The following is a 24,350-nucleotide window of genomic DNA, read 5'->3' on the forward strand; positions in this document are numbered from 1 at the left end:
GCATAGAGCGGTTGATATGCGAGTCTCCATGATCCTGCTGCTGGCGACTTTCCTCGCCGCGCCCGTGGCACAGGCTCGGACGCTGAGCGTGCGGGTGACGGATGCCAATGGGAAGCCCGCCCGCGATGTGGTGGTGACGTTGCGGCCGCAGGGCAGGCCCAGCCCCGCGCCGCATGCTCTGACTGGCTACAGCATCGACCAGAAGAACACGCAATTTCACCCCTTCATCTCGGTCGTTCCGGTCGGCGCGACGGTATCCTTCCCCAATTTCGATCCGTTCAAGCATCATGTCTATTCTTTCTCCCCCGCCAAGCCCTTCCAACTGAAGCTATTTGCAAAGGATCAGACGCGCAGCGTGACCTTCGACAGGGCTGGCATCGTCGCCGTGGGCTGCAATATTCACGACAGCATGTCGGCCTTCATCTATGTGACCGACACGGCGCTGACGGCGCGCACCCATATCGATGGCCGCGCCAGCTTCCCCGATGTGCAGTCCGCGCCTTATACGATCACCCTCTGGCATCCTTATCTCAGCGCGCCGGGGAACAGCGTGATCCGGCGGGTCGCGGCGGGTACATCGGACGAAAGTGAAAATGTCGTCGTCCGCCTCCGCCCCGCGCCCATGCATAATATGAGCGCCTATTGATGCGCAGCTTCAGCTTCGCCTCTCTGCGGACGCGGCTATCGGTTCTCTATGCCGGGCTGTTCGCGGCGGCGATGCTGTGCATCACCATCGCCCTCTATGTAGGCACGGAACGCGTCGCATCCGTGCAGGTCGGCAAGGAACTGGTGGCGAGCGGCGCCATTTATGACCGGCTGTGGCAGCAGCGCGCCCGGCAGTTGGGGGACGCCGCCACGCTGCTGGCGCGAGACTTCGGTTTTCGCGCGGCCGTGGCGACGGGCGACCGGGCCACGTCGCTTTCCGCGCTGGATAATCTGAAGGCCCGGATGAACGTGCGCAACGCCTTCATCCTCCACCTCGACGGCAGCATCACCGGCCGCGGCGCGCCGCCGACGCCGCGCCAGGTGCAGGAATTGTGGCGGGCGCTGGACAGCGGCAAGCAGGTCGGCGTCGCGCAATGGGGCGGGCGCGTCAAACAGGTCGTCGCCGCGCCGATCCTGGCCCCGGCGCAGATCGGCTGGATCGTGTTCGGCGTTGACCTCAATGCCCGCGAGATGCGGTCACTGGAGGGCATGTCGCCAATCGCGCTCGACGCGGGCATCGTCGTCCGCAGGGGCGAGGCGTGGCACCGGGTGGCCGGCGATTTCGGACAGATCGACCGCCGCGCTGCCCTCGCCTTCGACCGCTTCCTCGACCGGCGCAGCGCATTTGAGGCGGATCTGGGCCGCGAGACGAGTTTCGCTTTGGCCAAGTCACTGCCGACCCTGACCACCGATCAGCATGCCGCCCTGATCCTGATCTATCCCAAATCCGCAGCGTTGGCGCCCTATCGGCCGGTGCAGGCGTTTATTGCCATTTTTGCGCTGCTGGGGTTGGCGGGCGTGATCCTCGCCACCTGGCGCACGGCCGCGCGCATCACCCGACCGCTGGCGCAACTGGACGAGGCGGTCGGCCGCTTCGCGCGGGGCGATCGCTGCGAAGTCCGGATATCCGGGCGCGACGAGCTGGCGCGGCTGGCGGGCAGCTTCAACGCCATGGTGGAACAGATTGAGGAGCGGGAGAAACATATCGCACATCTCGCCTTCAACGACACGCTGACCGGCCTGCCCAACCGAACGATGTTCCAGAAACAGGCCGAACAATTGTTGTCGATGCGTGGGCCGGAACAGGCGCTGTCGCTGCTCTGCATCGACCTCGACAATTTCAAGACGGTGAACGACACGCTGGGTCATCCGGTGGGCGATGCGATGCTGATCGCGGTGGCGGGGCGGCTGAGCGATGCGGCGCGGGGCTGCTTCATCAGTCGGCTGGGGGGTGACGAATTTCTGGTCCTCCACATGGGCGCGGACGAGGAGGATACGGTCGAAACGCTTGCGCGCGGCATCATGGCGGCGATCCAGCAGCCCATGCTGGTCGACGGCCATGACATATTGCCGGGCGCCAGCATCGGCATCGCCATTGCCGATGAGGAAGGCATCGACGCCGACACGCTGCTGCGCAATGCGGACCTCGCGCTCTATCGCGCCAAGGCCGAGGGGCGCGGCACCTATTGCTATTTCGAGGCGGCGCTGAACGAACGGGCGCAGACGCGGCGGGCGATCGAGAGCGACCTGCGCCGCGCCATCGAACAGGGCGAGTTCGAGCTGTATTTCCAGCCGCTGTTCGACCTCAAGGCCAATCGCATCGGCTCCTTCGAGGCGCTGATCCGCTGGAACCATCCCGATCGCGGGCTAGTATCGCCGGTCGAGTTCATCCCGATCGCGGAAGAAACGGGGTTGATCGTGCCGATCGGTGCCTGGGTCATGCGGGAGGCTTGCGTCCATGCCGCTGGCTGGCCCCCGCATGTCCGGGTGGCCGTCAATGTGTCCTCGGTGCAGTTTCGGCGCCAAGGACTGACACAAGTGGTGCTACAGGCCCTCGCCGCCAGCGGCCTCGCGCCCGAGCGGCTGGAGATCGAGATCACTGAATCCATCTTCCTCGACAGCAGCGAGGAGACGCTGAAACTGCTGCACAGCCTGCGCGCGCTGGGCGTGAAGATCGCGCTCGATGATTTCGGCACCGGCTATTCGAGTCTCAGCTATTTGCAGGCCTTTCCCTTCGACAAGATCAAGATCGACCGCAGCTTCATTCAGGATCTGCTGCACCGGCCCGGTGCTATTGCCGTCGTCCGCGCCATCACTGATCTGGCTGCCGCGCTCGGCATGGAAACTACAGCCGAGGGCGTGGAGGAGGCTGAACAGGTGGAAGAACTTCGCGCGCAGGGCTGCTCATCTCTTCAAGGCTTTTTGTTCAGTCGTCCTGTCGATGCCGGTGCCGTCGATAAGATGCTTAACTCAGCGGAGGTATTTCCTATTGTGGGAAATCGTGACGCCGCATGACGTTTAAGGACAGTGGAGCGGGCTGAGCATCTCTTGAAAATTGGGGTCCGGACTCACCACAGCCACCAGATGACGGCTGCGGCGAGGCTGATGGCTGTCGTGAGTCCGGACCCTAAAGCAGCTTCGCGGGCCAATCGCTTGAACTTCATCCTCTCGAACATAAAGGACTCTCATTCACTGGCATGACGATAGGGCTTTCTGGTCAACCCGACCACGATCACCTTCACGCCGGCTGTACCGCGGACGGCTGCGTGCAAGAACATATGGCGGCGGATCTCAGGGCCGCGATTGCCGCTGTATCGACGGCTCTGGATCAGGATGCAGCGGTTCCCACGCCGGCTTCATCGATATCACCGGCCGGTTTGGCCAATGGCCCGGCCCTCGGCCCGCCGCTGCGCGATGCCCGCTGGCTCGCGCCTGGCAGACCCATCACCCTATTGACGCGCGAGCCGAGCAGCTGTCTGGCGGTTCCGCCTGATCGGCAACAGACGCTCGCCGTCTATATCGGCCGGACCGCTTTTCGTACGCCGGTCCTTCTGGGGGGAGAGGCTCGCCGGTTAGGACTGTCCTGCTCGACCTGCCATCGCAATGGGCGCACCAACCCCGATTTCCTGTTTCCCGGCGTATCGGGTCAGCCCGGAACCGCCGATGTCACGACCTCGGTGTTGAGCACGCATCTGGGAGACGGGATTTTCAACCCGAAGCCCATTCCCGATCTTGCCCTACCCGAAAAGAAACGCTTGGTTTCCCGCGATCCTGCGAACGGCAGACTCGAAGCGTTCATCCATCATGTGATCACCAGGGAATTTGATGGTCCTGAGCCAACGGCTCGTGTCTTGGCGGGACTAAGCGCCTATGTGCGCGCCATTTCCGCTCGTGAATGCAAATCGGAACGAGTGGTCACGCTCGCCACCCATCTTGACGATGCCCGCGTTGCGGGAGAGGCAGCCGCGGGAGCATGGTCGCAAGGTGACGAGCCGACAGCCCTGCTGATGATCGCCAGCGCACGATCGGCTCTCGACCGGATAGAAGAGCGCTACGCCCCAAGCGGACTGAGCGGAGGGCGGAGCGCGGTGCAAAGCGCCGATCTTGGCCTGGCAGCCATGCAATATGCGTTTAACCAGAAACGCGCCGACATCCCGGTTCGCCTGGTGGCCTGGCGGCTTGATATGGCCGATTGGTCTGTCTCGCTGAAGAAAGACGAGCAGAGATCTCTGTATAACCCGGGGGTCTTGAAAGGGAAAAAAGCGTATCAATAGACGCTAAGTCCCCCCGACGAACAAGGGCGGGGAATCCTTGTCTTGCGAAAACGACCCAAGCACGAACGCACGAAACTTATCATCTCCTCGACAGCAATGTTACCCTCGTATCTGTAACATCGATAATAGTATTCATGGCATAGGCATGATAGCGCTGCTCTGGTTGATAAGTATGACACAAAGCGCCCATCCCGGTCCCCGCAGCGACAGGCCGGGGTTTGAAATGGACCAGCCCGGCGGAAAGCCAAAAGAGCCGCCGCATGAGCCACAGCGTTACGGCCTCTTCGTCCGAAAACCCCGCCAGCCATTTGCGGAAGCCTTTATATAAGTCGTGGCCGCTATAAGCAGCCGGCGCTTGAATCATGCTGCCGTCGATATCCATGCACAAAACATCCCTGCCGTCGCGCCCCATTGTGCCGCGATGCCGCCCGGGGAATGCGCTATCCTTCCGCACGACCATGTCATAGCGCCTGTCGACGTCCCCATGCGCCGCGTGCACCATGGCAAGCGCCGCGAGTTCGAACAGATGCGTGCACTGGAACTGCATCGGCAGCAGCGTCGAAAGCGCGTCGGGCCGCGCGATCAGCGCCTGCCCCTCCAGCGCCTTCAAAGGCTGTCCGGCACCGCCACAGGTAGTCCAGGGAAAGCGGATGGTAGCGGCGGCAATGCGGGTCACGCGATTGCCGTCATGCATCAGCCGAACGCCGAAATGGTGGAAATTATCCTCCAGCCAGGCCGTAACAACGCCCGCTTCGGGCGAAGCGAGTGCTATCGACCGGCGGACGAGCACATCGTCGTCACGCATCTTCGGGATAAAATCGTTCGGCCCACTGGCGTACTATCGTCATCGCTTTTTCTTCCTGCGGCGAGAGGGACGCATTCGCGATATATTGCATATTTTCCCATATAGGAATGTCACGCTCGATCTGGACGAACTGCTCCCTCACCCTGGCCGCGGCGATCGCTTCCGGCTCGGCAGTCCGGTCAAATCCCTCCTCGCCCAACACCAGCACGGACTGGAACATGTCGCAATGATCGTCATCCACCGGGGTCTGCGCCTGAATGCTGACGGCCGAATCCGGCTGTGGGAAGAAGGTATATTGGAAACCCATGCCCCAAAGCTCAGCGCAGACCTCGACGACGATCGGGCCATCCGGCGTCAGGCGGGTGGCTGTCTTGCCGAAGCCATAGGTGATGTTGTTCGCGATCTGCATCTTGTAACCGTCCACATCCAGACGGGTCGTTTCGATCGGCCCCTTGGCCTTGTGAATCCAGCGCAGATGTTCGACATCGACATTGTTTTCCGGGATATATTGCGGTCGCGTCTTCACCTTGCGCCACGCCTTCGCGCAATGCGGATAGACATTGTAGCGTTCGCCTTCCGCCACACCCGGCAGGTCGACCGGTCCCTCGAACAGCGGCGGACGCCCGGCCGCATCGTACCAGACCCAGACGATCTGGTTGGCGACCACGGTTTCCCACGCCCCCATGCGGCAGCGGTCCGTTGCCTTCTTTTCCAGCGGCACCAGTTCATTACGACCGTCCGCACCCCAGCGCCAGCCATGATAGGGACAGACGATGCTGTCCCCCACGACAGTGCCGCCATGCCCCAGATGCGCGCCCATATGGCGGCAATGCGCGTCCAGCACATGATAGCCGCTGCGGCCGCGATAGAGCACGAGATCGCGGTTGAAATAGTGAAGCGGACGCACATCGCCCACTGCCAGTTCATCCGCCCAGGCAACCTGGAACCAGCCGCTGGGGAATCCCTTGTGAGGGAAGGCGTCTTGCGTTTCTGGAGATGGCATCATCGGGGTTCCTCCCATTATTTGGTGTATAGCGCGCCGCCGTCGACACGGATAAGGGTGCCCGTGGTGAAGCTCGACTGCGGGCTGGCAAGATAGAATGCGGTCGTGAGTATTTCCTCCGGGCGCGCGAACCGGCCGAGCGGCACGCTGTTCAGTGCCTCCGGGTCTTCTGCCCAGTCGCCCGCGACATCGGTGAGGAAACCGCCCGGGCAGATCACATTGACCCGCACATTGGGCGCATATTCGCGGGCAAGCGCAATTGACAGCGCATTGACCGCCGCCTTCGCCCCGGCATAGGCGCCGAAATAGGGTGACGGCATCAGCGAACCGAGGGAAGAGACATTGATGATCGATCCCCCTTCCCCCGCCGCCATGCGCGATCCGATCAATGTCGCGAGGCGATAGACGCCCTTGAAATTGACCTCCACGATCTTGTCGAACAGCGCCTCCGACACCTCCGCCATCGATGGCGCCAGCGGGGACATGCCGGCGTTGTTGATCAGGATGTCCACCTTGCCGAATTCCGCATAGGCGGCGTCGGCCAGACGTTCCAGATCGTCCCATTTGCCGACATGCGCGCCGATTGCCAGCGCCCTCCGACCCAGGTCCCGGACTTCGGCGGCCACGGCCTCGCACGCATCCTGTTTGCGGCTGGCAATGACCACGTCCGCTCCGCGCCGGGCGAAACCCAGCGCCATTTCGCGCCCAAGCCCGCGGCTGCCGCCGGTAACCAGCAGCACCTTTCCGGAAAAGTCGAAGGGATCGCTGCCCATCGTCACGCCCGCCTGTTCACGGTTTCCGCGTTCAGGCCGAACTGCGCCAACGCAGCCGCCCGGGCCGCCGGAAGATGTTGCGGCGGGAAGAAGCCCTCATGTGGCGTCGCCCGCTTCAAGATACGGCGCGCGACGGACACCTTGTGAACTTCGGTCGGACCGTCCGCCAGACCCAGCATGCCGGTCATGAACAGCATATGGGCGAAGGGCATTTCGTTCGACACCCCCAGTGATCCGTGCATGTGCATAGCGCGCCAGATGATCTTCTCCGCTATATCGGCGCTGGCGACCTTCACCATGGAAATCGCCTCGCGCAATTCCCGCTCGCGCCCCCTTTGATCGGCCAGCCAGGCGCAGTGCAGCACGAGCAGGCGAAACTGCCGCAAGGCGATCTGCGATTCCGCGATGTCGAACTGGACCGACTGCTTTTCGCTGATCAGGACGCCGCTGGTCTTCCGGCTGACGGCGCGGTCCGCCATCATGTCGATGGCCTTCTGGCAGAGGCCGATGGTGCGCATGGCGTGATGGATGCGCCCGCCGCCCAGACGGGATTGCGCCACTTCATAACCGCCCCCGCGCGGCCCCAGCATGGCGGAGGCAGGTACGCGCAGATTGGTGTAGCGCATATAGGGATGGCCGCCGCGTTCAGGATAGGGTTCGGTGAATACGCCGGTTTCGCGCACGAATGCGACCCCCGGCGTACCGGTCGGCACCAGGAACATCGACGCCCGGCGATAGGGTTCGGCGTCCGGATCGGTCACCGCCATGATGATCAGGAAATCGGCATAGTTGGCGTGGCTGGAGAACCATTTTTCGCCATTGATCACATAAGCGTCGCCATCCTGTTCGGCCCGGCAAGAAAAGTAGATCGGGTCCGATCCGCCTTCCGGTTCCGTCATCGAAAAGGCACTATAGACTTCGCCGTCCAGCAGTGGCTGAAGATAGTGGGCCTTCTGTTCCGGCGTACCGTAACGCGCCAGAATTTCGGAGTTGCCAGAATCCGGCGCTTGACAGCCGAACACCACCGATCCCCAGTTGGTGCGGCCCAATATTTCCGCGATATGCAGATATTTGACCTGCCCGAAGCCCGGACCGCCCAGATCATGGTCCAGATGGGCAGCCCACAGTCCACGCCTCTTCACCTCCTGTTGCAGAGGCGCCAATATCTTGCGCGCTTCAACCAGGGACTTGTCATGCGGCGCGGCGGGACTGGGCCACAAAACGTCCAGCTTCTCGACCTTCTCGTCGACAAAGGCGCGAACCCAGTCGAGCTTCGCCTTGAAATCTTCCTCTAGCCCGAAATCAATCATAGGAACCTCTGTTATGTAGAGCGCCTGGGAAAAGGCGTCTGAAATGGTAAGAACAGGTCAGCCAAGGCCCGATGCAGGATCGGTGCCGATCTCTGCCTTGACCGCGGCCTTCAATATCTTGCCATCGGGGGAAAGCGGCAGCGTTTCCCGGCGCTCGAATCGTTCGGGCAGTTTTTCCTTCGACAATCCTTCACCGACCAAGAAAGCCATCAACTCATCGAAGGCCAGCATCTGCGCGGGCCGCAATTCGACAACGGCGCAGGATCGTTCGCCGTAAAGAGCGTCGGGATAACCCACCACCGCGACCTTGGCGACCGCCGGATGCCGGCCGATCAATTCCTCGACCTCGGACGGATCGATCTTGTAACCACCCCGGTTGATCATATCCTTCTTGCGGCCGACAATCTTGACATAGCCATTCGCGTCCATCTCCCCAATGTCGCCGGAGAGGAAGAAGCCGTCCGGCGTCAACAGGTCCGCCTTGCTCTGCGGCTCGGCGAGATAGCCCTGCAACAGCGAAGGCCCCTTGAGGCCGATTTCGCCCTTGCCCCCCACGGGCAGATGCTTGCGATCGTCGTCGAAAACGGCCAGCGCAGCACCCGTTCCGGCCCGGCCGTCCAGCATGTTGCGTATGTCGACACCGTCGTCGATCTCGGTGCTCGCATTGCACATGCACTCCGCCATGGCATACATGCGCAACACCTCAACGCCCAGTTCCTGGCGCGCGCGTTCGATCAGATCGGCGCTCATGAAGCCGCCGCCCATGCTGATCGCGCGCATCGCGTCCAGCCTGCCATCTCCCAGCGCCTGTGGCCGCGCGTCCAGCAGCATCCGCAACATCGTCGGCACCATGCAGGACCAGACGCAGCCATGCTTCACCGCGAGTTGCAGCACCTCGACAGGGTCCCACCGAGTGGCCCGGACGATGGCGGCACCAGTGACGAGCGGCATATAGGTGAAGAAGGTGAAGCCCGGCGCCCCGGCGCCCGCGCCCGTCACCAACACGGCTTCGCCCGCCTGCACCCGGCCCAGCGCGCGCATCCTCTCCCCCGCCCATGACACGCCTTGCCAGCCATGCATGACCCCCTTGGGCTGGCCGGTCGAACCCGACGTCACGCCGATCAGCGCGCAATGATCGTCCGGCATGGCAACGACATCCGTGACGATGCGGTCATAGCCGTGAATGGCATGGCTGCCGGCCGCCGCCGCGCCCTCGGGAAGCGTCAACCCATCTGCCGGATTCGAACCGACATGGCAGAACAGCGCCGCTTCGGAACGGACGAGCAGAAAGTTGATTTCCCGCACGCCCAGCCGCTTGGGAATGGGAACCAGCGTGCCGCCCAGCCGCGCGGTCGCAAGGGCAATCGCGACATCCTCCGGCGAGGTGTCATATTGAACCACCACACGGTCGCCGGGGCGGACGCCCTTTTCCCGCAGCATGGCAACGGCACGCTCGGCCAGTTCGCCGATCTGCGCGCGGCTATAGGCCCTGTCCCCGACGATCAGCGCGGTCGCGGCGGGCTGGCGCAGGAGATGAACGTCGAAAGCTTCGGCAAGATTGGTGGGTCGAACATCAGTCATCGTCATCTCTTTCAATAGGAGCAGGTGCCGCCGTCCACATTGAGGATGGCGCCGGTAATGCCCGCGCCTGCATCCGAAGCCAGCAGTCGCGCCATGGCGGCCACCTCATCCACGCTGTTCAACCGGCCGGTCATCGCCGCATCGGCATAACGCTGCTTATAGGCTTCATAGCTGATACCCGCGGCGGCGGCGGCCTTCCGGCCGGCATCCTGCATCAGGTCCGTTTCCACCGCGCCCACGCAGATGGCGTTGCAGGTGATGCCCTGCCTGCCATATTCCAGCGCCACAGCCTTGGTGAAGCCATTGAGCGCATGTTTGGCGGTCACATAATGGCTGGCATTGGCGCGGTTCGCCTGTTTGCCCTGCACCGAACTGATGTTGACGATGCGCCCGAACTCCTGTTCCAGCATCGCCGGAACCGCCCGGCGCACCGTCCAGAAGGCGGAGCTGACATTCCATTGAAAGGCCTGCATCCATGCATCATCGGACAATTGATGCACGGGCGCGAAACCGCTCGATCCCCCGGCATTGTTGATCAGCACGTCAATGCGGCCATGACGATCCAGAACGGTGTCGACCATCGCTTCGGTCTGCTGCTGATCAAGCGCATCGCAGGCCACGAAGCTTGCGCGGCCTTCCGCATCCATTTCGGCGGCTGCCTGCAATCCCTTGGCTTCCGACCGGCCGCTCACCACGACCAGAAATCCATCTGCCAGCAGGGCTTCGGCCATGCCGCGCCCCAGGCTGCTCGTCGCGGCCGTCACCAGGGCCACACGCTGTATTCCCGTCATCTTTCTACATCCGTTCCAAGATCATTGTGCTGTGGTGCGGCACCCCCAATGCGGTGACCAGGCCGATGCGCGCATCGGGCACCTGCCCCGCGCCCCGCTGATGGCGCAGCTGGCGAACCGCCTCGACCACATGCCCCCCGCCCAGCAGGAAGGAATGGGACAACAGGCCGCCATGGGTGTTGGTCGGCAGGGAATCCAGAAGACCCCTGCCCTTGCTCATTGCGAAGGCCGCCCCCTCGCCCTTCTTCACGAACCCCAGATCCTCATATTGAAGGATCGTGTTGATGCTGAAGCAGTCGTAAAGCTCGACGAAATCGACGTCATCCGGCGCCAGTCCTGCGCCGGCGAAAGCCATCGGCCCCGAAATGGCGGCGGGCGTGGTCAGGTAATTGCGGTTCTGCGTGAACCAGGTATCGCCCGGCACATCGGTCGATCCGACGCCGACACCGGCGACACGCACCACAGGATGGGCGCAATCGCGAGCCCGCTCCGTCGTGGTCATGACAAAGGCAATCGCACCGTCGTTGACAAGGGCGCAGTCCGGTCCCCGCAATGGCGTGGCGATGCTGGGCGAGGCGAGATAGCCGGCCATGTCCAGGGGGCTTGTCTTCATCGCGCCGGGGGTGCGCGCCGCATGCTCGCGCGCCTCCATCGCGACGGCGGCAAGCGCTTCGGCAGGCAGGCCGAATTCATGGGCATAGCGCTGGGCGATACCCGCGAAATAGACCGGCTGCCCGAACCAGCCGCTCGGCATTTCCAGATCCGCCTTCAGCGGGTCGTCGGCATAGAGCGAGCGCGGCCCCTGCGCCTGACGGCTCAGCTGATGGCCATACCAGCACAGCACATGGGTCGCGCGCCCGGACGCCAACGCCCATCCCGCCAGTTCGGCGGCGGCCACCAGCCCCGCCCCATAATGCAGTCCATAGGCGATGAAAGGCGATGGCGGCATAGGCACGCCCAGCGCCGCGACCACATCTTCAGCGGGCATGACGCCGGGCATCGTCGCGGACTCGGTGACGAAACCGTCGATCCGGTCCGCGCCGATGCCTGCGTCGGCCAGCGCGCAATGGATCGCTTCGGCGATCATCACACTCATGGGGCGCGGATCGGCCCGGACGGGAACGGTTTCTCCCACGCCGACGATAGCGACATCAGTCATTCAGCATGCTCCCTGTCCGCCGGCCATGCTCATCGTCACAATATCCGCGCGGCGAGCGAGCTCAGATTGGCCACCGCATCGCGCCCGCGCATCCAGGGACGCACCACCAGCCGGTCGACCCCCACCGCTTGATATTGCGCGATCAGTTCATCGGACGGATCGCCCATGACCGCGCAACTCACTTCGAAGGGAATGTCCGTCCGTTCCGCTTCCTCGCGCATCTGCATGATGATGCCGATCAGCGGCGCGATCTCCTCAGGGCTGAGTTCGGACGCCAGCCATCCATTGCCGCGCTGCGCCGCCCGGCGCAACGCAGGCTTGGCATGGCCACCGAAGACGAACGGCGGATGCGGGCGGGTTTCCGGCTTGGGGCTCATGCCGATTGCCGGAACCTTCAGCGCCACGCCGTCATATTCGGTCACGTCATCGTTGAACAGGCTGACCATCACATCCAGCGTTTCGTCGAACCGCTTGCCGCGCGTTTCAAAGTCGCGGCCGAGTATCTCAAACTCTTCCTTCAGCCAGCCGCCGCCCGCGCCCAGCATGAACCGCCCCTTGGAAAACAGGTCCAGCGTCGTCACCGACCGGGCCAGGTGGAACGGGTCGTGCAACGGCACGATCGATACCGAGACGGCCAGTTTGACCGACCTGGTGATCGCCGCCAGATAGGCCAGCACTGCATAGGGATCGTAAAAGGGCAGATTGGCGTGGAACGCCTCATGCGAATCGTCGTCCTCGCCCGCATAGGGGAAACGGGAATCGCTTTTGACCGGCGTGACGACATGCTCGCCCAGCCAAAGCGAGTCGAACCCCAATTGCTCCGCGCACAATGCAACGTCGATGATCTGCTGGGGACGCAGGGGAAAAAGCGAGACTCCGTATTTCAAGACATGCTCTCCAACATGAAAGTGGGGAAGGCGGCGGCGCCCGCGCCGTGAAAAGAAAGGCGCACGCGCGCGCCAACGGAAACCGGACCGGCGGATTCATCGAACAGCGCCGCGATCCGACATCCGGGTGCCTGATCCATGACGATGAGGCCGGTCACATAAGAGTGGGTGATGCCGGGCAGCAGCGGCCTGTCCACCCGCGTGCAGGTAAAGACGGTCGCAAGCGGACCCACCGCTTCCCAGACATAGTCGCCGTCCGGGCAGGCTGGACCGCTTTCGACCGGATACCATTCCCAACGTCCGCAGACGGAACAGCGCGGCAGGCGCAGCTCTCCCACGCTCAACCCTTCCCAATAGGGCGCAAGCCATGGCGCCTGGCGCGGCGCTTCGAACAGCGGTCCAGGCATAGTCATGCCATACCTTCCAGCAGAGCGTGCGCACGCGCAAAGAAGAAGGGCATGGAAAAGGAGGCCCGCTCCCATGCCTCGTCGATCTTGCGGCCGGTGCGATGAAGGCGAATCTTGTAGCCTGCAATCGCGGCGATGCGGTAACAGGCCAGCGCGCGAAACCAGGACAGATCGCCCATCTGGCGCCCGGCAGCGGACTCATAGCTCCGCACGACAGCATCCATATCGACATTGCCCCGCAATTCGACCGGCGACCATGCCTGATCGTCATTCATCATCAGGAACCAGGCCAGATCATGTTCGACCGCCCCGAAATGCGCGATTTCCCAGTCCACGACTCCACCGACGACAGCGCCCCCCGCATCCATGGAAAACAGCACATTGTTCGTCTGGAAATCACCATGACACAGCCCCGGCGTCCATCGTCCCGGCAACCGCTCCAGCAGCGCGGAGGCAAGACGGATTCCGGCGCGGGACCATTCATGCTCCGCAGCGCGCTCGAAAGCGCGGGTCCAGAGAGCGATTTCATCGGCCGGCGATCGCAGGACATCCCAATCGGCCAGCCGCGACAGGTCGAGCCGATGGATCGTCGCCAGTTCCCCGGCTGCCGCCTGATAGGCCTTCTGGCGGTCGGCAGGCGCCAACCATTCAGGACCGGCATCCGGCCCCATGACAAGCGGCCGTCCCGGCAATCTGTCGACGATCAGATAGGCAGCCCCGAAAAGGGCGGGCTCGTCCGAAACATCGCGCACCGCGGCGACCTTCGCGCCCGACTGAAGGAGCGCTTCAAGCAAAGGCGCCTGCCGCACCAACTCCACATTCGCCCGCTCACCGCCGCCGGCAGCGGCCAGGCGAATGACCAGATCCTCGCGAACGAGCCCGGCGGAATAGACAAAGCCCCAGGTTTCACCCGAATGTCCGCCCAGATCGCGCAGATGCTCGACCTGGGCGGAAGCGCCACCGCGGCGCAGCGCCCATTGCCGAAGTCCGTCCGCCACCTTTTCGGCAACCTCTCCCATCAATCACACTTTCAAAAAGATATGACTTATTGATCATTTTTATAAACGGATAATGCTCCGATCAACCCAATTTTCAAATCAAAAATCCTAGGATGTTCTCTCGAAAATTTCCGGTTTCCGTCAACCATATAATGACTCAATAATCATAATATATTTCTGCCCGGATCCGCGTCCGCCCGGGAACAGGCCATGGACCCCAGGCTGCCGCTGGACATTCCATATGTAAAGTTGATATTTATAAGCCTGTACATCACCAATGGTTATATCATGGCGCGCTTCGAACATCTGGACCTCAATCTGCTGAGGGTTTTCGATATCATCTATTCGGAACGCAGCCTGACCCGCGCGGCACGCGTGCTCAACATCAGCCAGCCCGCCGTCAGCAACGCGCTCCACCGGTTGCGCGAAAGCCTGGGAGATCCGCTGTTTGTCCGCGAACGACGGGGCATGATGCCAACCTCCTTCGCGGACGGGATCGCCCCGACCGTTCACAAGGCGCTGGCCGCCATCAAGAATGAACTGACCGCGCATGAGGGTTTCAGTCCGGCAACGACCGAGCGCGGCTTCCGCCTGAGCATGAACGATCCGGCCGAAGCGCTCTTCCTTCACCGGCTGATCGTGAATTGCCTGGCGCAGGCGCCCCGAGTCGATCTTCAGTGCAATTTCATCAGCCGCCATGATATCGCCAACGAAATGGCGCGCGGGACGCTCGACATTGCCATCGAAGTGCCGATTGCCCCGGACGAACGCGTTCGCCACGCCGATCTTCTCACAGAGTCCTTCGCCTGCCTCGTGCGCCCCGGCCATCCCCTGATCCAAACCGGCCTGTCGATGGAGCAATATCTTGCGCTCGACCATGTGCATGTTTCCGCACGCCGCTATGGCCTGGGCCATATCGACCGCATCTTGAGCGAACGGGGCATGGTCCGTCCTATCAAGGCACGCATGCGCAGCCCCGCCATCGCTGCGGACATCATTCACAACAGCGATCTGACCATGACCATGCCGGAACGTTTCGCGCGCTATTACGGCCTTGCCACGCTGCCTCTTCCCTTCGCCGTTCCCAGCCTGGACTGGCGGCTTTACTGGCCCGCCCGGCACCATGCCGACGCGGGCAATCGATGGCTGCGCGAGCAGATTCTGGACATCGTCCGCAGGGCGTGAAGCCCGGCAGGGCAGGGATCACCTTTCCACCATTGCCAAGCCGACATTCTTCAATATATGATTGTGTAATCATTTTTTTGGAGAGACTTGGTTACGATGCGGCGTTCAAGGGAAATACGGCTTGCTGACCGCCCCACCGGCGTGCCGTCGTGTCGCGCCTTCGTCGCCGCCGATGTCGAAATCCCTGAACCTGCTCTGGGAGAAGTGCAGATTCGCAACCTTTGGCTGTCGATCGATCCAGCCATAAGAGGGCGCATGTATGCCGCAAAAAGCTATATTCCCCCCTTCGAGATCGGGGATGTCATCGCTAGCCCGGCCATCGGCGAAATCATTTCTTCAAATGATCCATTGTTCATTTCTGGTGACATCGTCCTGAGCGACGCAGGCTGGCGGGACTATGCCAACCTCCCGGCGGCCGAGGTCGAAAAGCTCCCTCCGATGGACCTGCCCGCCCAGGCCTTTCTGGGCATTGCCGGAATAACGGGCCTGGCTGCCTATGCCGGATTGCTTCGCGTCGCGAAACTCAAGCCCGGCGATGTCGTCTTCATTTCGGCGGCATCGGGCGCCGTCGGTTCCACCGCCTGCCTGATCGCCAAGATGATGGGTCACAAGGTGATCGCGACAGCTGGCGGGCCGACGAAGACGGCCTTCCTCCGCGACGCGCTGGGGGTCGATGCCGCCATCGATTATCGCGCCGAACCCAATTTGCGAAAGGCGCTGGCGGCAGCAGCGCCCGAGGGCATCGATGTCTATTTCGACAATGTCGGCGGCCCCTGCCTGGAAGCGGCGATCGGTTGCGCCAATCTCCATGCGCGCTTCGCGATCTGCGGCATGATTGCTGGCTATAATGTGATCGAACCCATGGCGGCCCCGCGCAACATGACGCTGATCCCGGCGAAGCGCATCGGCATGAAGGGGTTCATCGTTTTCGACCATCTCGACCTCATGCCCGCTTATCGCGAAAAGCTGGCGGCGTGGCATGGCGCGGGCAAGCTGAATTGGCGCGAAACCGTCGTCGAGGGCCTCGACAATGCGCCCCAAGCCTTTGTGGACCTGTTTTCGGGCGGCAATATCGGCAAGATGCTGGTGCGCCTCCCATGATCGGGACGACTTCGCACGACCGGAACAATCAGGGACAGGACCGATCATGAACCGCTGGCCTCAGAAGGTCGGACAATTCCGCCCGGAACGGCATTACGACGGCCGCATCTTTCCATGCCTCGCGCAAAGGCCGCATTCGCTGCCCGCCATGCTGGCCCGGAGCGTTCTTGACTATCCCGGCAACGAAGCGCTTGTCTGCGGCGATTTCCGGTGCAACTGGCAGGAATTGAGCGATCTGGCCGACGCCTTTGCTTCCGGCCTCGTGGCCCGAGGCATCGGCGCGGGGGACCGGCTGATCCTGTTCCTCGACAATCAGGCGGAATTCGTCGTCGCCCTGTTCGCGATCGCCCGCATCGGCGCCATCGCCGTGCCGGTCGGCATTCGCGGACAGGCGCCGGGCCTTGCCTATATTGCCGAACAAAGCGGCGCCCGCGCCATCGTGCATGAAGCGACGCTGGCCGACCGCATTCCTGCCCTGCCGCTGGTGGTCCCGGTCACGGACGGCGACGTGCGTGCCTTCGTCCAGGGATTTGCCAGGCCCGCCACCCCCCTGCCCGTCGACGAGCCGGAGGAGGAAAGCCCGGCGCTCATCATGTATACCTCCGGCACGACGGGCAGGCCGAAAGGCGCCATCGTGACCCATCTCGCGCTGGTGCATGTCGGCGCGGCCTATGCGCATTGCATGATGCTGGGCCCCAACGATCGATCGGCCTGCGTAGTGCCGCTGTCCCACATCACCGGCATTTCGGCCACGCTGTGCACCATGGCGTTTTGCGGCGGCTGCATGATCATCGTGCCGCAGTTCAAGGCCGACGCGTTCATCGCCCTCGCCGAGCGGGAACGAATGACCCACACGCTGATGGTGCCGGCCATGTACAACCTGCTGCTCGCGCGCGTGGATTTGACCGCTTACGATCTGTCCGCATGGCGGATCGGCGGATTCGGCGGCGCGCCCATGCCGGTCCCCACGATCGAGCAAATGGCGTCGCACCTGGGCGCATTGCAGCTCATGAACTGCTATGGCGCGACCGAGACATGCGGCGGCGTGACGATCATGCCCGCCGACGCATTGCTGGCGAACAGCGACTCCGTCGGCTGGCCCATACCGGGCGCCACGATCCGCATTGCCGGGCCGGATGGTGAAGAGCTTCCCCAGGGCCAGCCGGGCGAATTGCTGATCGGCGGCTCCACGGTGACGCCGGGATACTGGAACAATCCGGCTGCGACCCAGGCCAATCTGATCGGCGGCTTCTGGCGGTCGGGCGACCTGGGCAGCATTGATGGCAAGGGCTTCGTGCGCGTGCTCGACCGGTTGAAGGATATGATCAACCGGGGCGGCTACAAGATCTTCACCGCCGAGGTGGAGAGCATCCTGATGGCTCATCCCGCCGTGCTGGAAGCCGCCGTGATCGCCAAGCCCTGCCCCATATTGGGCGAGCGGGTGCATGCCTTCATCTGTTTGCGCGACGGGCTGGAAACCGGCGCGGACGAATTGAGCGCTTATTGTTCGACCCGTATGACAGATTACAAGCAGCCCGAAAGCTTCACCATCGGCCACCATCCCCTGCCGCGCAACCTGAACGGCAAGATCGTGAAGACCGAACTGCGTGCGCGACTGGACCAGCTGGCGACCGAAACACGCTGACACCGGGATTTTCGACTTTCCTCTTTTCTTGAATATTGGAGAAACTCATGGATATAGGCGGCATTTCCGCAATCGTCACCGGTGGCGCATCGGGTCTGGGCGAGGCCGTCGCCCGCAAACTCGCGTCCGAAGGCGCCAGGGTGGCCCTGTTCGACCTCAACGCCGAAAAGGGCGAGGCATTGGCTGCGGAGATTGGCGGGCTCTTCTGCCAGGTCGATGTCACCAGCGACGCCGCTGTCGATGCCGGTTTCGCCAGGGCACGCGCCGCGCACGGGCAGGAGCGCGTGCTGGTCAACTGTGCGGGAACCGGCAATGCCTACAAGACGGCGAGCCGCGACAAGGCGACCGGCGAACCCAAGCATTTCCCGCTCGATGCCTTTGAAAAGATCATTCAGATCAACCTGATCGGCACATTCCGTTGCACGGCGAAGAGCGCGGCAGGCATGCTGACACTGGAACCGCTGGCCGATGGCGCGCGCGGGGCAATCGTCAACACGGCGAGCGCCGCTGCCGAAGACGGCCAGATGGGGCAGGCAGCCTATTCCGCGTCCAAGGCCGGCGTTGTCGGCATGACATTGCCCATCGCCCGCGACCTGTCGAGCGAAGGCATCCGCATCAACAGCATCCTTCCCGGCATTTTCGACACACCCCTGATGATGGGCGCGCCAGATAATGTGAAGGCCGCGCTCAGCGCTAATGTGCCCTTCCCCAAACGCTTCGGCAAGCCGTCGGAATTTGCGAGCCTGGTGCTGGAAATGTGCCGCAACAGCTATTTCAATGGTGAGGATGTCCGGCTGGACGGCGGCATTCGCATGGGCCTGCGCTGAAAATCGGGGGAGCGGATTTCATGAGCCAACCCGTCAGGATCGACATCGAAGGCGATGTCGGCATCGTCAGTGTCCATTCACCCCCGGTCAACGCCCTCGGCACGGAAGTGCGCGCGGGCATGGCCCAGGCGTTCGACCCATTGCTGACGAACGGCGACGTGCGCGCGATCGTGCTGATCTGCGAAGGCCGGACCTTTTTCGCCGGTGCCGACATCAGCGAATTCGGCAAGCCGCCGCAATCGCCAACCCTGCATGAGGTCATGCACCTCATCGAAAACGCCACCAAGCCGGTCGTCGCGGCGATCCACGGCCATGCGCTGGGCGGCGGGCTGGAAACCGCGCTGGTCTGTCATTACCGGATCGCGGTCCCCTCCGCGCGGCTGGGTTTGCCCGAAGTCCATCTTGGCCTGTTGCCCGGCGGCGGCGGCACGCAACGCCTGCCGCGTATCGTGGGTGTCGAAGCCGCGCTGGACCTCATGGTTTCGGGCCGCAGCATCGCCGCCCCGGAGGCGCAGGCGCTCGGCCTGCTGGATGTCCTGTCCGGGGAGGAGCGACTGCGCGGGGATGCCGTCTCCTTCGCACGCGCGATCATCAGCGCGGGAAAACCATTGAGCCGAATACGCGACCGCGACGAACGGATCGGACAGGCGCGCGCGCAGCCGGGATTGTTTGAGGATTTCCGCAAACGACACGCCGCCGCCATGCGCGGTTTCAAGGCGCCCGAACATATCGTCCGGGCCGTGGAGGCCGCCGTCGCCCTGCCGTTCGATGCGGGTTTGGCGCGAGAATGGGAACTGTTCCGCGAACTGGAAGACAGCAGCGAAAGCGCCGCGCAGCGGCATGTCTTCTTCGGCGAGAGGGAGACAGCCAAGATCCCCGGCGTCCGAGCCGATACGCCGGTCGTTCCGCTACGCCGTGCGGCGATCGTCGGCGCGCTGGAGGGGGCGAAGAGATGGACGGATATCCTCAGCAGGGCGGGGCTGGAAAAAATAGACGTCTTCGACGATTGGACGGCGGCGCTCGCGAACGGCGCGGACAGTCTTGCTGCCAGCAATATCATCATCGAATGCGCATCGTCGGGGATGGCGCTGACGACCGCCATCATGCAAAAGCTCGACACGATCCGGCGACCCGACAGCTTGCTGGTCCCGGCGGACATCGGCGCGCTGGACCGGGTAGCGACGGACGATCCCTCCACGCTGGTCGGACTGTCCCTGCCGGCCAATCCCTCGACGCGGCTGATCGAAATTTCGCAGGGCCGCAGCACCACCCCAACTGCCTTGGCCACCGCACTCCATTTGGCCCGGAAAGCGGGCAAGGTGCCTGTGGTCAGCCGGGCCGGGAAAGGTATCGTTTCAGATCGTCTTGCCCGCGCGTACGGGCAGGCGGTCGCCGCCCTGAAAGAAGACGGGACGGCGGATGCGGCCATTCACGCGGCGCTCCATATGTTCGGCTTCCCTGCGTCCGGCGACGGCGCAGAAAGCTCCGTCTCGATTGCGGCAATGGAAGCCATCGTCACGCCTATATTGGCGGCCATGGCCAATGAGGGCATGCAGATGCTGGACGAAGCCATCGTCCTGCGCCCATCGGATATAGACATCGCCGCTGTGCTGGCGCTGGGATGGCCCGTCTATCGGGGAGGCCCGATGTTCTGGGCCGAACAGGCGGGAACGTCCGCCATACTGAACAGCCTGCATGTGCTGGAACATCGTCACGGTCCTGCCTTCACGCCTGCAAAAGGGCTGAGGCCTCTCGTGAAAAGCGACGGGCAGATCGTCGGTAACTAGAAGGAATTTGTCATGGCTGACGCCTATATCATCGACGCCGTCCGCACCCCGCGCGGGATCGGGAAAATCGGCAAGGGGGCTCTGGCCCATATGCATCCCCAGCATCTAGCCGCCACGGTGCTGTCCGCCCTGGCCGAGCGCAACGGGATCGATACGGCCGATGTCGACGACATCATATGGTCGACCAGCGTGCAGAAGGCGGAACAGGGCGGCGACCTCGCGCGGATGGCGGCACTGGATGCCGGTTATGACCTGAAGGCCAGCGGCACGACGCTGGACCGCTTCTGCGGTGGCGGAATCACCGCGGTCAGCCTGGCCGCCGCCCAGATCATGTCGGGGATGGAGAATCTGGTCATCGCGGGCGGCACGGAGATGATGTCCCTGACCGCGAAGATCACCCAATCGGAAATCGCGGCGGGCATGATCCCGCTGATCATGGGATCGGGCAATCGCCGTTTGCAGGACCGGCACCCGCAATCGCATCAGGGCGTCTGCGCCGACGCCATCGCGACACTGGAGGGCATCGGGCGGGCAGAACTGGACGCGCTGGCCCTCGAAAGTCAAAAACGGGCTGCCGTCGCCATGGCAGAGGGCCGCTTCGACCGCGGCATCGTCCCGGTCCGCGACGCGAGCGGCATGGTCGTCCTGGAACGCGACGAATTTCCCCGCCCGGGAACCACCGCCGAAGGACTGGCAGAACTTCGCCCCAGTTTCGCGGCCGTGGCGGACTTGCCGGCCGATCTGGACGGCAACACGGCAGGAGCGCTCATAAAGCGTAAATTTCCCGACCTCACCATCGATCACGTCCACCATGCCGGCAATTCGTCCGGCGTGGTGGATGGCGCCGCCGGGCTGTTGCTTGCGTCACCGGCCTATGCGGACAGTCACGGCCTGACACCCCGGGCGCGCATCGTGGCGACCGCAAATATGGGCGGCGATCCCACGCTGATGCTGAACGCCCCCGTGCCCGCCGCCCGAAAGGTGCTGGCAAGGGCAGGCCTGACGGTCGCCGACATCGATTTGTGGGAAATCAACGAAGCCTTTGCCGTCGTGGCGGAGAAGTTCATCCGCGATCTGGGCCTGGACCGGGCAAGGGTCAACGTCAATGGCGGCTCGATCGCCCTGGGGCATCCCATCGGCGCAACGGGAGCTATCCTCATCGGCACGGTGCTCGACGAACTGGAACGCCGGGACCTGAGGCGCGGGCTGGTGACGATGTGCGCCGCAGGGGGCATGGCGCCCGCCATCATCATCGAACGGGTCTGACGAATCCTTGGAACTGGCGGCCCGACACCGGTAAATGCATGCCGGGTTCGCAGCATGGAATATGGAGCGGAGACAAAAATGGTCGATCCAACGCTCGCCGCCTTTCGACGGAGCACAGACAATATCGACATGGCGCTGATCGGGCTGTTGGCCGAACGCTTCAGTATTACGCAGGAAGTCGGCCGGCACAAGGCCAGGCATGCGCTTCCGGCAGCGGATCCGGAATGTGAGGCACAACAACTGGACAGGCTGAAAATCTTGCCGGCCGAGTCGGGCCTCAACCCGGACTTTTCCGTCAAATTCCTTCGATTCATCCTGAACAAGGCAATCCGTCATCATGAACTTGCGAAACGCACCTCATGATCGTCGATCTCCTTGTCCCCGAACGCACCGGCGAAATGGAATTCGTCGGCGGCCGCGACCGGAGCGGGGCCCAGCGCATTTACGGCGGGCAGGTATTCTCCCAGGCCCTGATGGCTGCGGCGCAGACCACCGATCCGGAGCGCCTGGTTCACAGCGCCCATGCCTATTTCCTGCGGAGCGGGGACGGCAACCTTCCGCTGGACCTGCAGGTGATGGCCGATTTCGACGGCGGATCGTTCAGCAACCGCAGGGTCGTGGCAAAGCAGAATGGCAAGATCATTCTCAATCTCGCCGCATCCTTTCATCGGCAAGACAACGGGCAAAGTCAGGATGACGCCATGCCGGTGGTATCCCTTCCGGAGGAACTGGAACCGCTGCCGGCCTATCTCGCCCGCCATGCCGACCGGATGATCCCGGATCCGGAACATATCGTTCGGCGATCCCAGGCGTTCGATATTCGTATCGTGAACGGTCCCCTGACATTCGGAGAGAATAAGGGCGGCGATGCTGTCCATTTCTGGTTCCGGCTGAAGCAACCGGTCCCGGCCCTCCAATATCTTCATCGCGGCGTGCTGGCCTATTTCAGCGATTTCACCCTATTGGCGGCCAGTCTACAGCGGCTGGACGTGAACTGGTCCACCCGGACCGTCAACATGGCGACTGTCGATCATTCGCTCTGGATACACCGCGATGTGGACGTCAACGCATGGCTTCTTTACGTCAGCGAATCTCCATGGACCGCGAATGGGCGCGGATATTGCCGCGGCCAGTTCTTCACCCAGGATGGACATCTGGCAGGCAGCACAACGCAGGAAGGGGTGGTCCGCCTGATCGCGCGCTGACCATCGCCGCGTTCAGGCGCCGGCCCGCTCCGCCCGCTCTGCCCCTTGAACTGTTCGACCACCATCGGCCCGGCAAAGCCATCGATATACGCGCGCATCCATTCGGCCAGGGCATGCCGGTCGAAATCATATCCCTGCCGGACAGCCGTGGTCCCCAGATTATCGTCGGCATGGACGCTCACGCCGCGTTCCCTCCCCTGGAATCGCGCTTGATCTTCTTTGCCAGGCTCCATTTATGCACTTCGGTCGGGCCGTCATAAATGCGGAATGCCCTGACCTCCCGGAATATCTGTTCGACGATCGTGTCGCCCGAGACGCCCGTTCCGCCCATCACCTGCACGCATCGGTCGGCAACCCGCATCAGCGCTTCGCTCACCGCAACCTTCGTCATGGAGCTTTCCGCCGTACCCAGCGCCCCGCCATCGAGTATGTCCGCGCACCAATCGATCATCAGTTCCGCTTGCTTAAGGTCGATCAGATTGTCTGCGAGCATGAAACCCACGCCCTCATGATCGATGAGCGGCTTGCCGAAGGCATGGCGGCGGCAGGCATAGGCCGTCGCGATCTCATTCGCCCGGATACAGCCCCCCAGCCAGCGCATGCAATGCGACAGGCGCGCGGGGGAAAGGCGGATCTGCGCATAGGCAAAGCCCTCGCCACTTGCCCCCAGCATCTGGGAAGCAGGCACGCGGAGATTTTCGATCGCCACCACCGAATGCCCGCCGGGCATCGAACTGTCGATCGTGTCCAGCACCCGTTCGATGCGAATGGCCGGATCGGGAAGTTTCACCAGAAACATGCAGGCGCCGTCGTCGGACCTTGCCATGACGATGCCGACCCTGGCGCCCTGCGCGCCGGTGATGAATGCCTTGCGCCCGTTGATCACCCAATGGTCGCCATCCGGCACGCAGCGCGTCTGCATCATCGACGGATCCGACCCCGCGCCCCCCTCCGTCGCCGGTTCGGTCATGAAAAAGGCCGACCGCGCCTCCCCGCTCACCAGCGGCTTGAGAAAGCGATCCTTCTGCTCGGGCGAGGCGATCTTGCCCAGCAGATACATATTCCCTTCATCGGGCGCCATCGTATTGAGCGCCACCGGACCGAGCGGCGACAAGCCTGACCGTTGCAGCACCAGCGCGGTTTCACGCTGGCTGAGATGGCAGCCATCCTCAAGGATGTGCGGCGTCAGGACGCCTGCGTCGCGTGCTTTGGCCCGCATCTCCATGACCAGTTCCTCGGACGGGCCATGGGGACCGAGCCTTCGATCCTGTTCATAGGGCATCACGACTTCGCGCACAAAAGTTTCGACGCGTGTGGCAAGTGCCTGGGCTGCTGCGCTGATCGGACCGTTCATATTGACC

The 24,350-nt window shown here is 63.1% G+C and carries 22 protein-coding genes; 11 read left to right on the forward strand and 11 right to left on the reverse strand.

Annotation, left to right across the window (positions count from 1 at the left end; translation table 11 throughout):
- The first annotated feature begins 16 nt into the window (after positions 1 to 16).
- The 3 genes from RUH75_RS05305 (at position 17) to RUH75_RS05315 (ending at position 4,259) form a co-directional block, all read left to right on the forward strand.
- Complete coding sequence (locus tag RUH75_RS05305) at positions 17 to 646, forward strand: methylamine utilization protein (protein ID WP_313802910.1); 630 nt, start codon at positions 17 to 19, stop codon at positions 644 to 646.
- A complete protein-coding gene (locus RUH75_RS05310; protein WP_313802912.1) occupies positions 646 to 3,000 on the forward strand; it encodes an EAL domain-containing protein in 2,355 nt (784 codons plus the stop codon). Before RUH75_RS05305 ends, RUH75_RS05310 begins: the two co-directional genes overlap by 1 nt.
- A 182-nt stretch (positions 3,001 to 3,182) precedes the next feature.
- Positions 3,183 to 4,259, forward strand: a complete 1,077-nt coding sequence (locus RUH75_RS05315; RefSeq protein ID WP_313802914.1) for a hypothetical protein — start codon at positions 3,183 to 3,185, stop codon at positions 4,257 to 4,259.
- A gap of 79 nt (positions 4,260 to 4,338) precedes the next feature.
- Here RUH75_RS05315 and RUH75_RS05320 read toward each other — a convergent pair whose 3' ends face one another.
- The 10 genes from RUH75_RS05320 to RUH75_RS05365 are packed head-to-tail and all read right to left on the reverse strand — an operon-like array spanning position 4,339 to position 13,994.
- On the reverse strand, positions 4,339 to 5,064 hold the full coding sequence (locus tag RUH75_RS05320; protein WP_313802916.1) for a hypothetical protein: 726 nt from the start codon (positions 5,062 to 5,064) through the stop codon (positions 4,339 to 4,341).
- On the reverse strand, positions 5,057 to 6,070 hold the full coding sequence (locus tag RUH75_RS05325; RefSeq protein ID WP_313802918.1) for a Rieske 2Fe-2S domain-containing protein: 1,014 nt from the start codon (positions 6,068 to 6,070) through the stop codon (positions 5,057 to 5,059). Before RUH75_RS05325 ends, RUH75_RS05320 begins: the two co-directional genes overlap by 8 nt.
- A 14-nt stretch (positions 6,071 to 6,084) precedes the next feature.
- Positions 6,085 to 6,840 (reverse strand): SDR family oxidoreductase, encoded by a 756-nt coding sequence (locus RUH75_RS05330; RefSeq protein ID WP_313802920.1) that lies wholly within the window; start codon positions 6,838 to 6,840, stop codon positions 6,085 to 6,087.
- Between the two features lie 2 nt (positions 6,841 to 6,842).
- Positions 6,843 to 8,150 (reverse strand): acyl-CoA dehydrogenase family protein, encoded by a 1,308-nt coding sequence (locus tag RUH75_RS05335; protein WP_313802922.1) that lies wholly within the window; start codon positions 8,148 to 8,150, stop codon positions 6,843 to 6,845.
- 57 nt (positions 8,151 to 8,207) lie between these two features.
- A complete protein-coding gene (locus tag RUH75_RS05340) occupies positions 8,208 to 9,731 on the reverse strand; it encodes a class I adenylate-forming enzyme family protein (RefSeq protein WP_313802924.1) in 1,524 nt (507 codons plus the stop codon).
- An 11-nt stretch (positions 9,732 to 9,742) separates the two neighbouring features.
- On the reverse strand, positions 9,743 to 10,522 hold the full coding sequence (locus RUH75_RS05345) for an SDR family NAD(P)-dependent oxidoreductase (protein WP_313802925.1): 780 nt from the start codon (positions 10,520 to 10,522) through the stop codon (positions 9,743 to 9,745).
- A 4-nt stretch (positions 10,523 to 10,526) separates the two neighbouring features.
- Positions 10,527 to 11,681 carry a thiolase family protein gene (locus RUH75_RS05350; protein WP_313802927.1) on the reverse strand — a complete coding sequence of 385 codons (1,155 nt, stop codon included), beginning with the start codon at positions 11,679 to 11,681 and terminating at the stop codon, positions 10,527 to 10,529.
- Positions 11,682 to 11,716: 35 nt separating this feature from the next.
- Entirely contained in the window at positions 11,717 to 12,568 is an 852-nt protein-coding gene (locus RUH75_RS05355) for a TIGR03619 family F420-dependent LLM class oxidoreductase (RefSeq protein ID WP_313802929.1), read from the reverse strand.
- The gene (locus tag RUH75_RS05360; protein ID WP_313802931.1) at positions 12,565 to 12,981 is read right to left on the reverse strand and encodes a hypothetical protein; all 417 of its coding nucleotides are present in this window, start codon (positions 12,979 to 12,981) and stop codon (positions 12,565 to 12,567) included. The genes RUH75_RS05355 and RUH75_RS05360 overlap by 4 nt, the downstream gene beginning before the upstream one ends.
- Positions 12,978 to 13,994, reverse strand: a complete 1,017-nt coding sequence (locus RUH75_RS05365; RefSeq protein ID WP_313802932.1) for a phosphotransferase family protein — start codon at positions 13,992 to 13,994, stop codon at positions 12,978 to 12,980. Before RUH75_RS05365 ends, RUH75_RS05360 begins: the two co-directional genes overlap by 4 nt.
- A gap of 267 nt (positions 13,995 to 14,261) precedes the next feature.
- Between RUH75_RS05365 and RUH75_RS05370 the strand changes: the two genes are divergently transcribed.
- From RUH75_RS05370 to RUH75_RS05405, 8 genes are all read left to right on the forward strand, one after another.
- Positions 14,262 to 15,158, forward strand: a complete 897-nt coding sequence (locus RUH75_RS05370; protein WP_313802934.1) for a LysR family transcriptional regulator — start codon at positions 14,262 to 14,264, stop codon at positions 15,156 to 15,158.
- A 96-nt stretch (positions 15,159 to 15,254) separates the two neighbouring features.
- Entirely contained in the window at positions 15,255 to 16,259 is a 1,005-nt protein-coding gene (locus RUH75_RS05375; protein WP_313802936.1) for an NADP-dependent oxidoreductase, read from the forward strand.
- Positions 16,260 to 16,305: 46 nt separating this feature from the next.
- Positions 16,306 to 17,904 (forward strand): class I adenylate-forming enzyme family protein, encoded by a 1,599-nt coding sequence (locus RUH75_RS05380; RefSeq protein WP_313802938.1) that lies wholly within the window; start codon positions 16,306 to 16,308, stop codon positions 17,902 to 17,904.
- 47 nt (positions 17,905 to 17,951) lie between these two features.
- Positions 17,952 to 18,731, forward strand: coding sequence for an SDR family NAD(P)-dependent oxidoreductase (locus RUH75_RS05385; protein WP_313802940.1), 780 nt, complete (start codon positions 17,952 to 17,954; stop codon positions 18,729 to 18,731).
- 20 nt (positions 18,732 to 18,751) lie between these two features.
- On the forward strand, positions 18,752 to 20,518 hold the full coding sequence (locus RUH75_RS05390) for an enoyl-CoA hydratase-related protein (protein ID WP_313802942.1): 1,767 nt from the start codon (positions 18,752 to 18,754) through the stop codon (positions 20,516 to 20,518).
- Positions 20,519 to 20,530: 12 nt separating this feature from the next.
- Positions 20,531 to 21,784 (forward strand): acetyl-CoA C-acetyltransferase, encoded by a 1,254-nt coding sequence (locus tag RUH75_RS05395; protein WP_313802944.1) that lies wholly within the window; start codon positions 20,531 to 20,533, stop codon positions 21,782 to 21,784.
- A 54-nt stretch (positions 21,785 to 21,838) separates the two neighbouring features.
- Positions 21,839 to 22,147 carry a chorismate mutase gene (locus RUH75_RS05400; protein ID WP_313802946.1) on the forward strand — a complete coding sequence of 103 codons (309 nt, stop codon included), beginning with the start codon at positions 21,839 to 21,841 and terminating at the stop codon, positions 22,145 to 22,147.
- A complete protein-coding gene (locus tag RUH75_RS05405) occupies positions 22,144 to 22,989 on the forward strand; it encodes an acyl-CoA thioesterase (RefSeq protein WP_313802948.1) in 846 nt (281 codons plus the stop codon). The genes RUH75_RS05400 and RUH75_RS05405 overlap by 4 nt, the downstream gene beginning before the upstream one ends.
- A gap of 178 nt (positions 22,990 to 23,167) precedes the next feature.
- Here RUH75_RS05405 and RUH75_RS05410 read toward each other — a convergent pair whose 3' ends face one another.
- Entirely contained in the window at positions 23,168 to 24,343 is a 1,176-nt protein-coding gene (locus RUH75_RS05410; RefSeq protein WP_313802950.1) for an acyl-CoA dehydrogenase family protein, read from the reverse strand.
- Between the last annotated feature and the right edge of the window lie 7 nt (positions 24,344 to 24,350).

Source organism: Sphingobium sp. (genome assembly GCF_032153725.1).
In the GTDB taxonomy this organism is placed as follows: Bacteria; Pseudomonadota; Alphaproteobacteria; order Sphingomonadales; family Sphingomonadaceae; genus Sphingobium.

Coding starts and splice junctions, on each gene's coding strand:
- RUH75_RS05305 (WP_313802910.1), top strand. CDS start 17: ATGCGAGTCTCCATGATCCTGCTGCTGGCGACTTTCCTCGCCGCGCCC.
- RUH75_RS05310 (WP_313802912.1), top strand. CDS start 646: ATGCGCAGCTTCAGCTTCGCCTCTCTGCGGACGCGGCTATCGGTTCTC.
- RUH75_RS05315 (WP_313802914.1), top strand. CDS start 3,183: ATGACGATAGGGCTTTCTGGTCAACCCGACCACGATCACCTTCACGCC.
- RUH75_RS05320 (WP_313802916.1), bottom strand. CDS start 5,064: ATGCGTGACGACGATGTGCTCGTCCGCCGGTCGATAGCACTCGCTTCG.
- RUH75_RS05325 (WP_313802918.1), bottom strand. CDS start 6,070: ATGATGCCATCTCCAGAAACGCAAGACGCCTTCCCTCACAAGGGATTC.
- RUH75_RS05330 (WP_313802920.1), bottom strand. CDS start 6,840: ATGGGCAGCGATCCCTTCGACTTTTCCGGAAAGGTGCTGCTGGTTACC.
- RUH75_RS05335 (WP_313802922.1), bottom strand. CDS start 8,150: ATGATTGATTTCGGGCTAGAGGAAGATTTCAAGGCGAAGCTCGACTGG.
- RUH75_RS05340 (WP_313802924.1), bottom strand. CDS start 9,731: ATGACTGATGTTCGACCCACCAATCTTGCCGAAGCTTTCGACGTTCAT.
- RUH75_RS05345 (WP_313802925.1), bottom strand. CDS start 10,522: ATGACGGGAATACAGCGTGTGGCCCTGGTGACGGCCGCGACGAGCAGC.
- RUH75_RS05350 (WP_313802927.1), bottom strand. CDS start 11,681: ATGACTGATGTCGCTATCGTCGGCGTGGGAGAAACCGTTCCCGTCCGG.
- RUH75_RS05360 (WP_313802931.1), bottom strand. CDS start 12,981: ATGACTATGCCTGGACCGCTGTTCGAAGCGCCGCGCCAGGCGCCATGG.
- RUH75_RS05365 (WP_313802932.1), bottom strand. CDS start 13,994: ATGGGAGAGGTTGCCGAAAAGGTGGCGGACGGACTTCGGCAATGGGCG.
- RUH75_RS05370 (WP_313802934.1), top strand. CDS start 14,262: ATGGCGCGCTTCGAACATCTGGACCTCAATCTGCTGAGGGTTTTCGAT.
- RUH75_RS05375 (WP_313802936.1), top strand. CDS start 15,255: ATGCGGCGTTCAAGGGAAATACGGCTTGCTGACCGCCCCACCGGCGTG.
- RUH75_RS05380 (WP_313802938.1), top strand. CDS start 16,306: ATGAACCGCTGGCCTCAGAAGGTCGGACAATTCCGCCCGGAACGGCAT.
- RUH75_RS05385 (WP_313802940.1), top strand. CDS start 17,952: ATGGATATAGGCGGCATTTCCGCAATCGTCACCGGTGGCGCATCGGGT.
- RUH75_RS05390 (WP_313802942.1), top strand. CDS start 18,752: ATGAGCCAACCCGTCAGGATCGACATCGAAGGCGATGTCGGCATCGTC.
- RUH75_RS05395 (WP_313802944.1), top strand. CDS start 20,531: ATGGCTGACGCCTATATCATCGACGCCGTCCGCACCCCGCGCGGGATC.
- RUH75_RS05400 (WP_313802946.1), top strand. CDS start 21,839: ATGGAATATGGAGCGGAGACAAAAATGGTCGATCCAACGCTCGCCGCC.
- RUH75_RS05405 (WP_313802948.1), top strand. CDS start 22,144: ATGATCGTCGATCTCCTTGTCCCCGAACGCACCGGCGAAATGGAATTC.
- RUH75_RS05410 (WP_313802950.1), bottom strand. CDS start 24,343: ATGAACGGTCCGATCAGCGCAGCAGCCCAGGCACTTGCCACACGCGTC.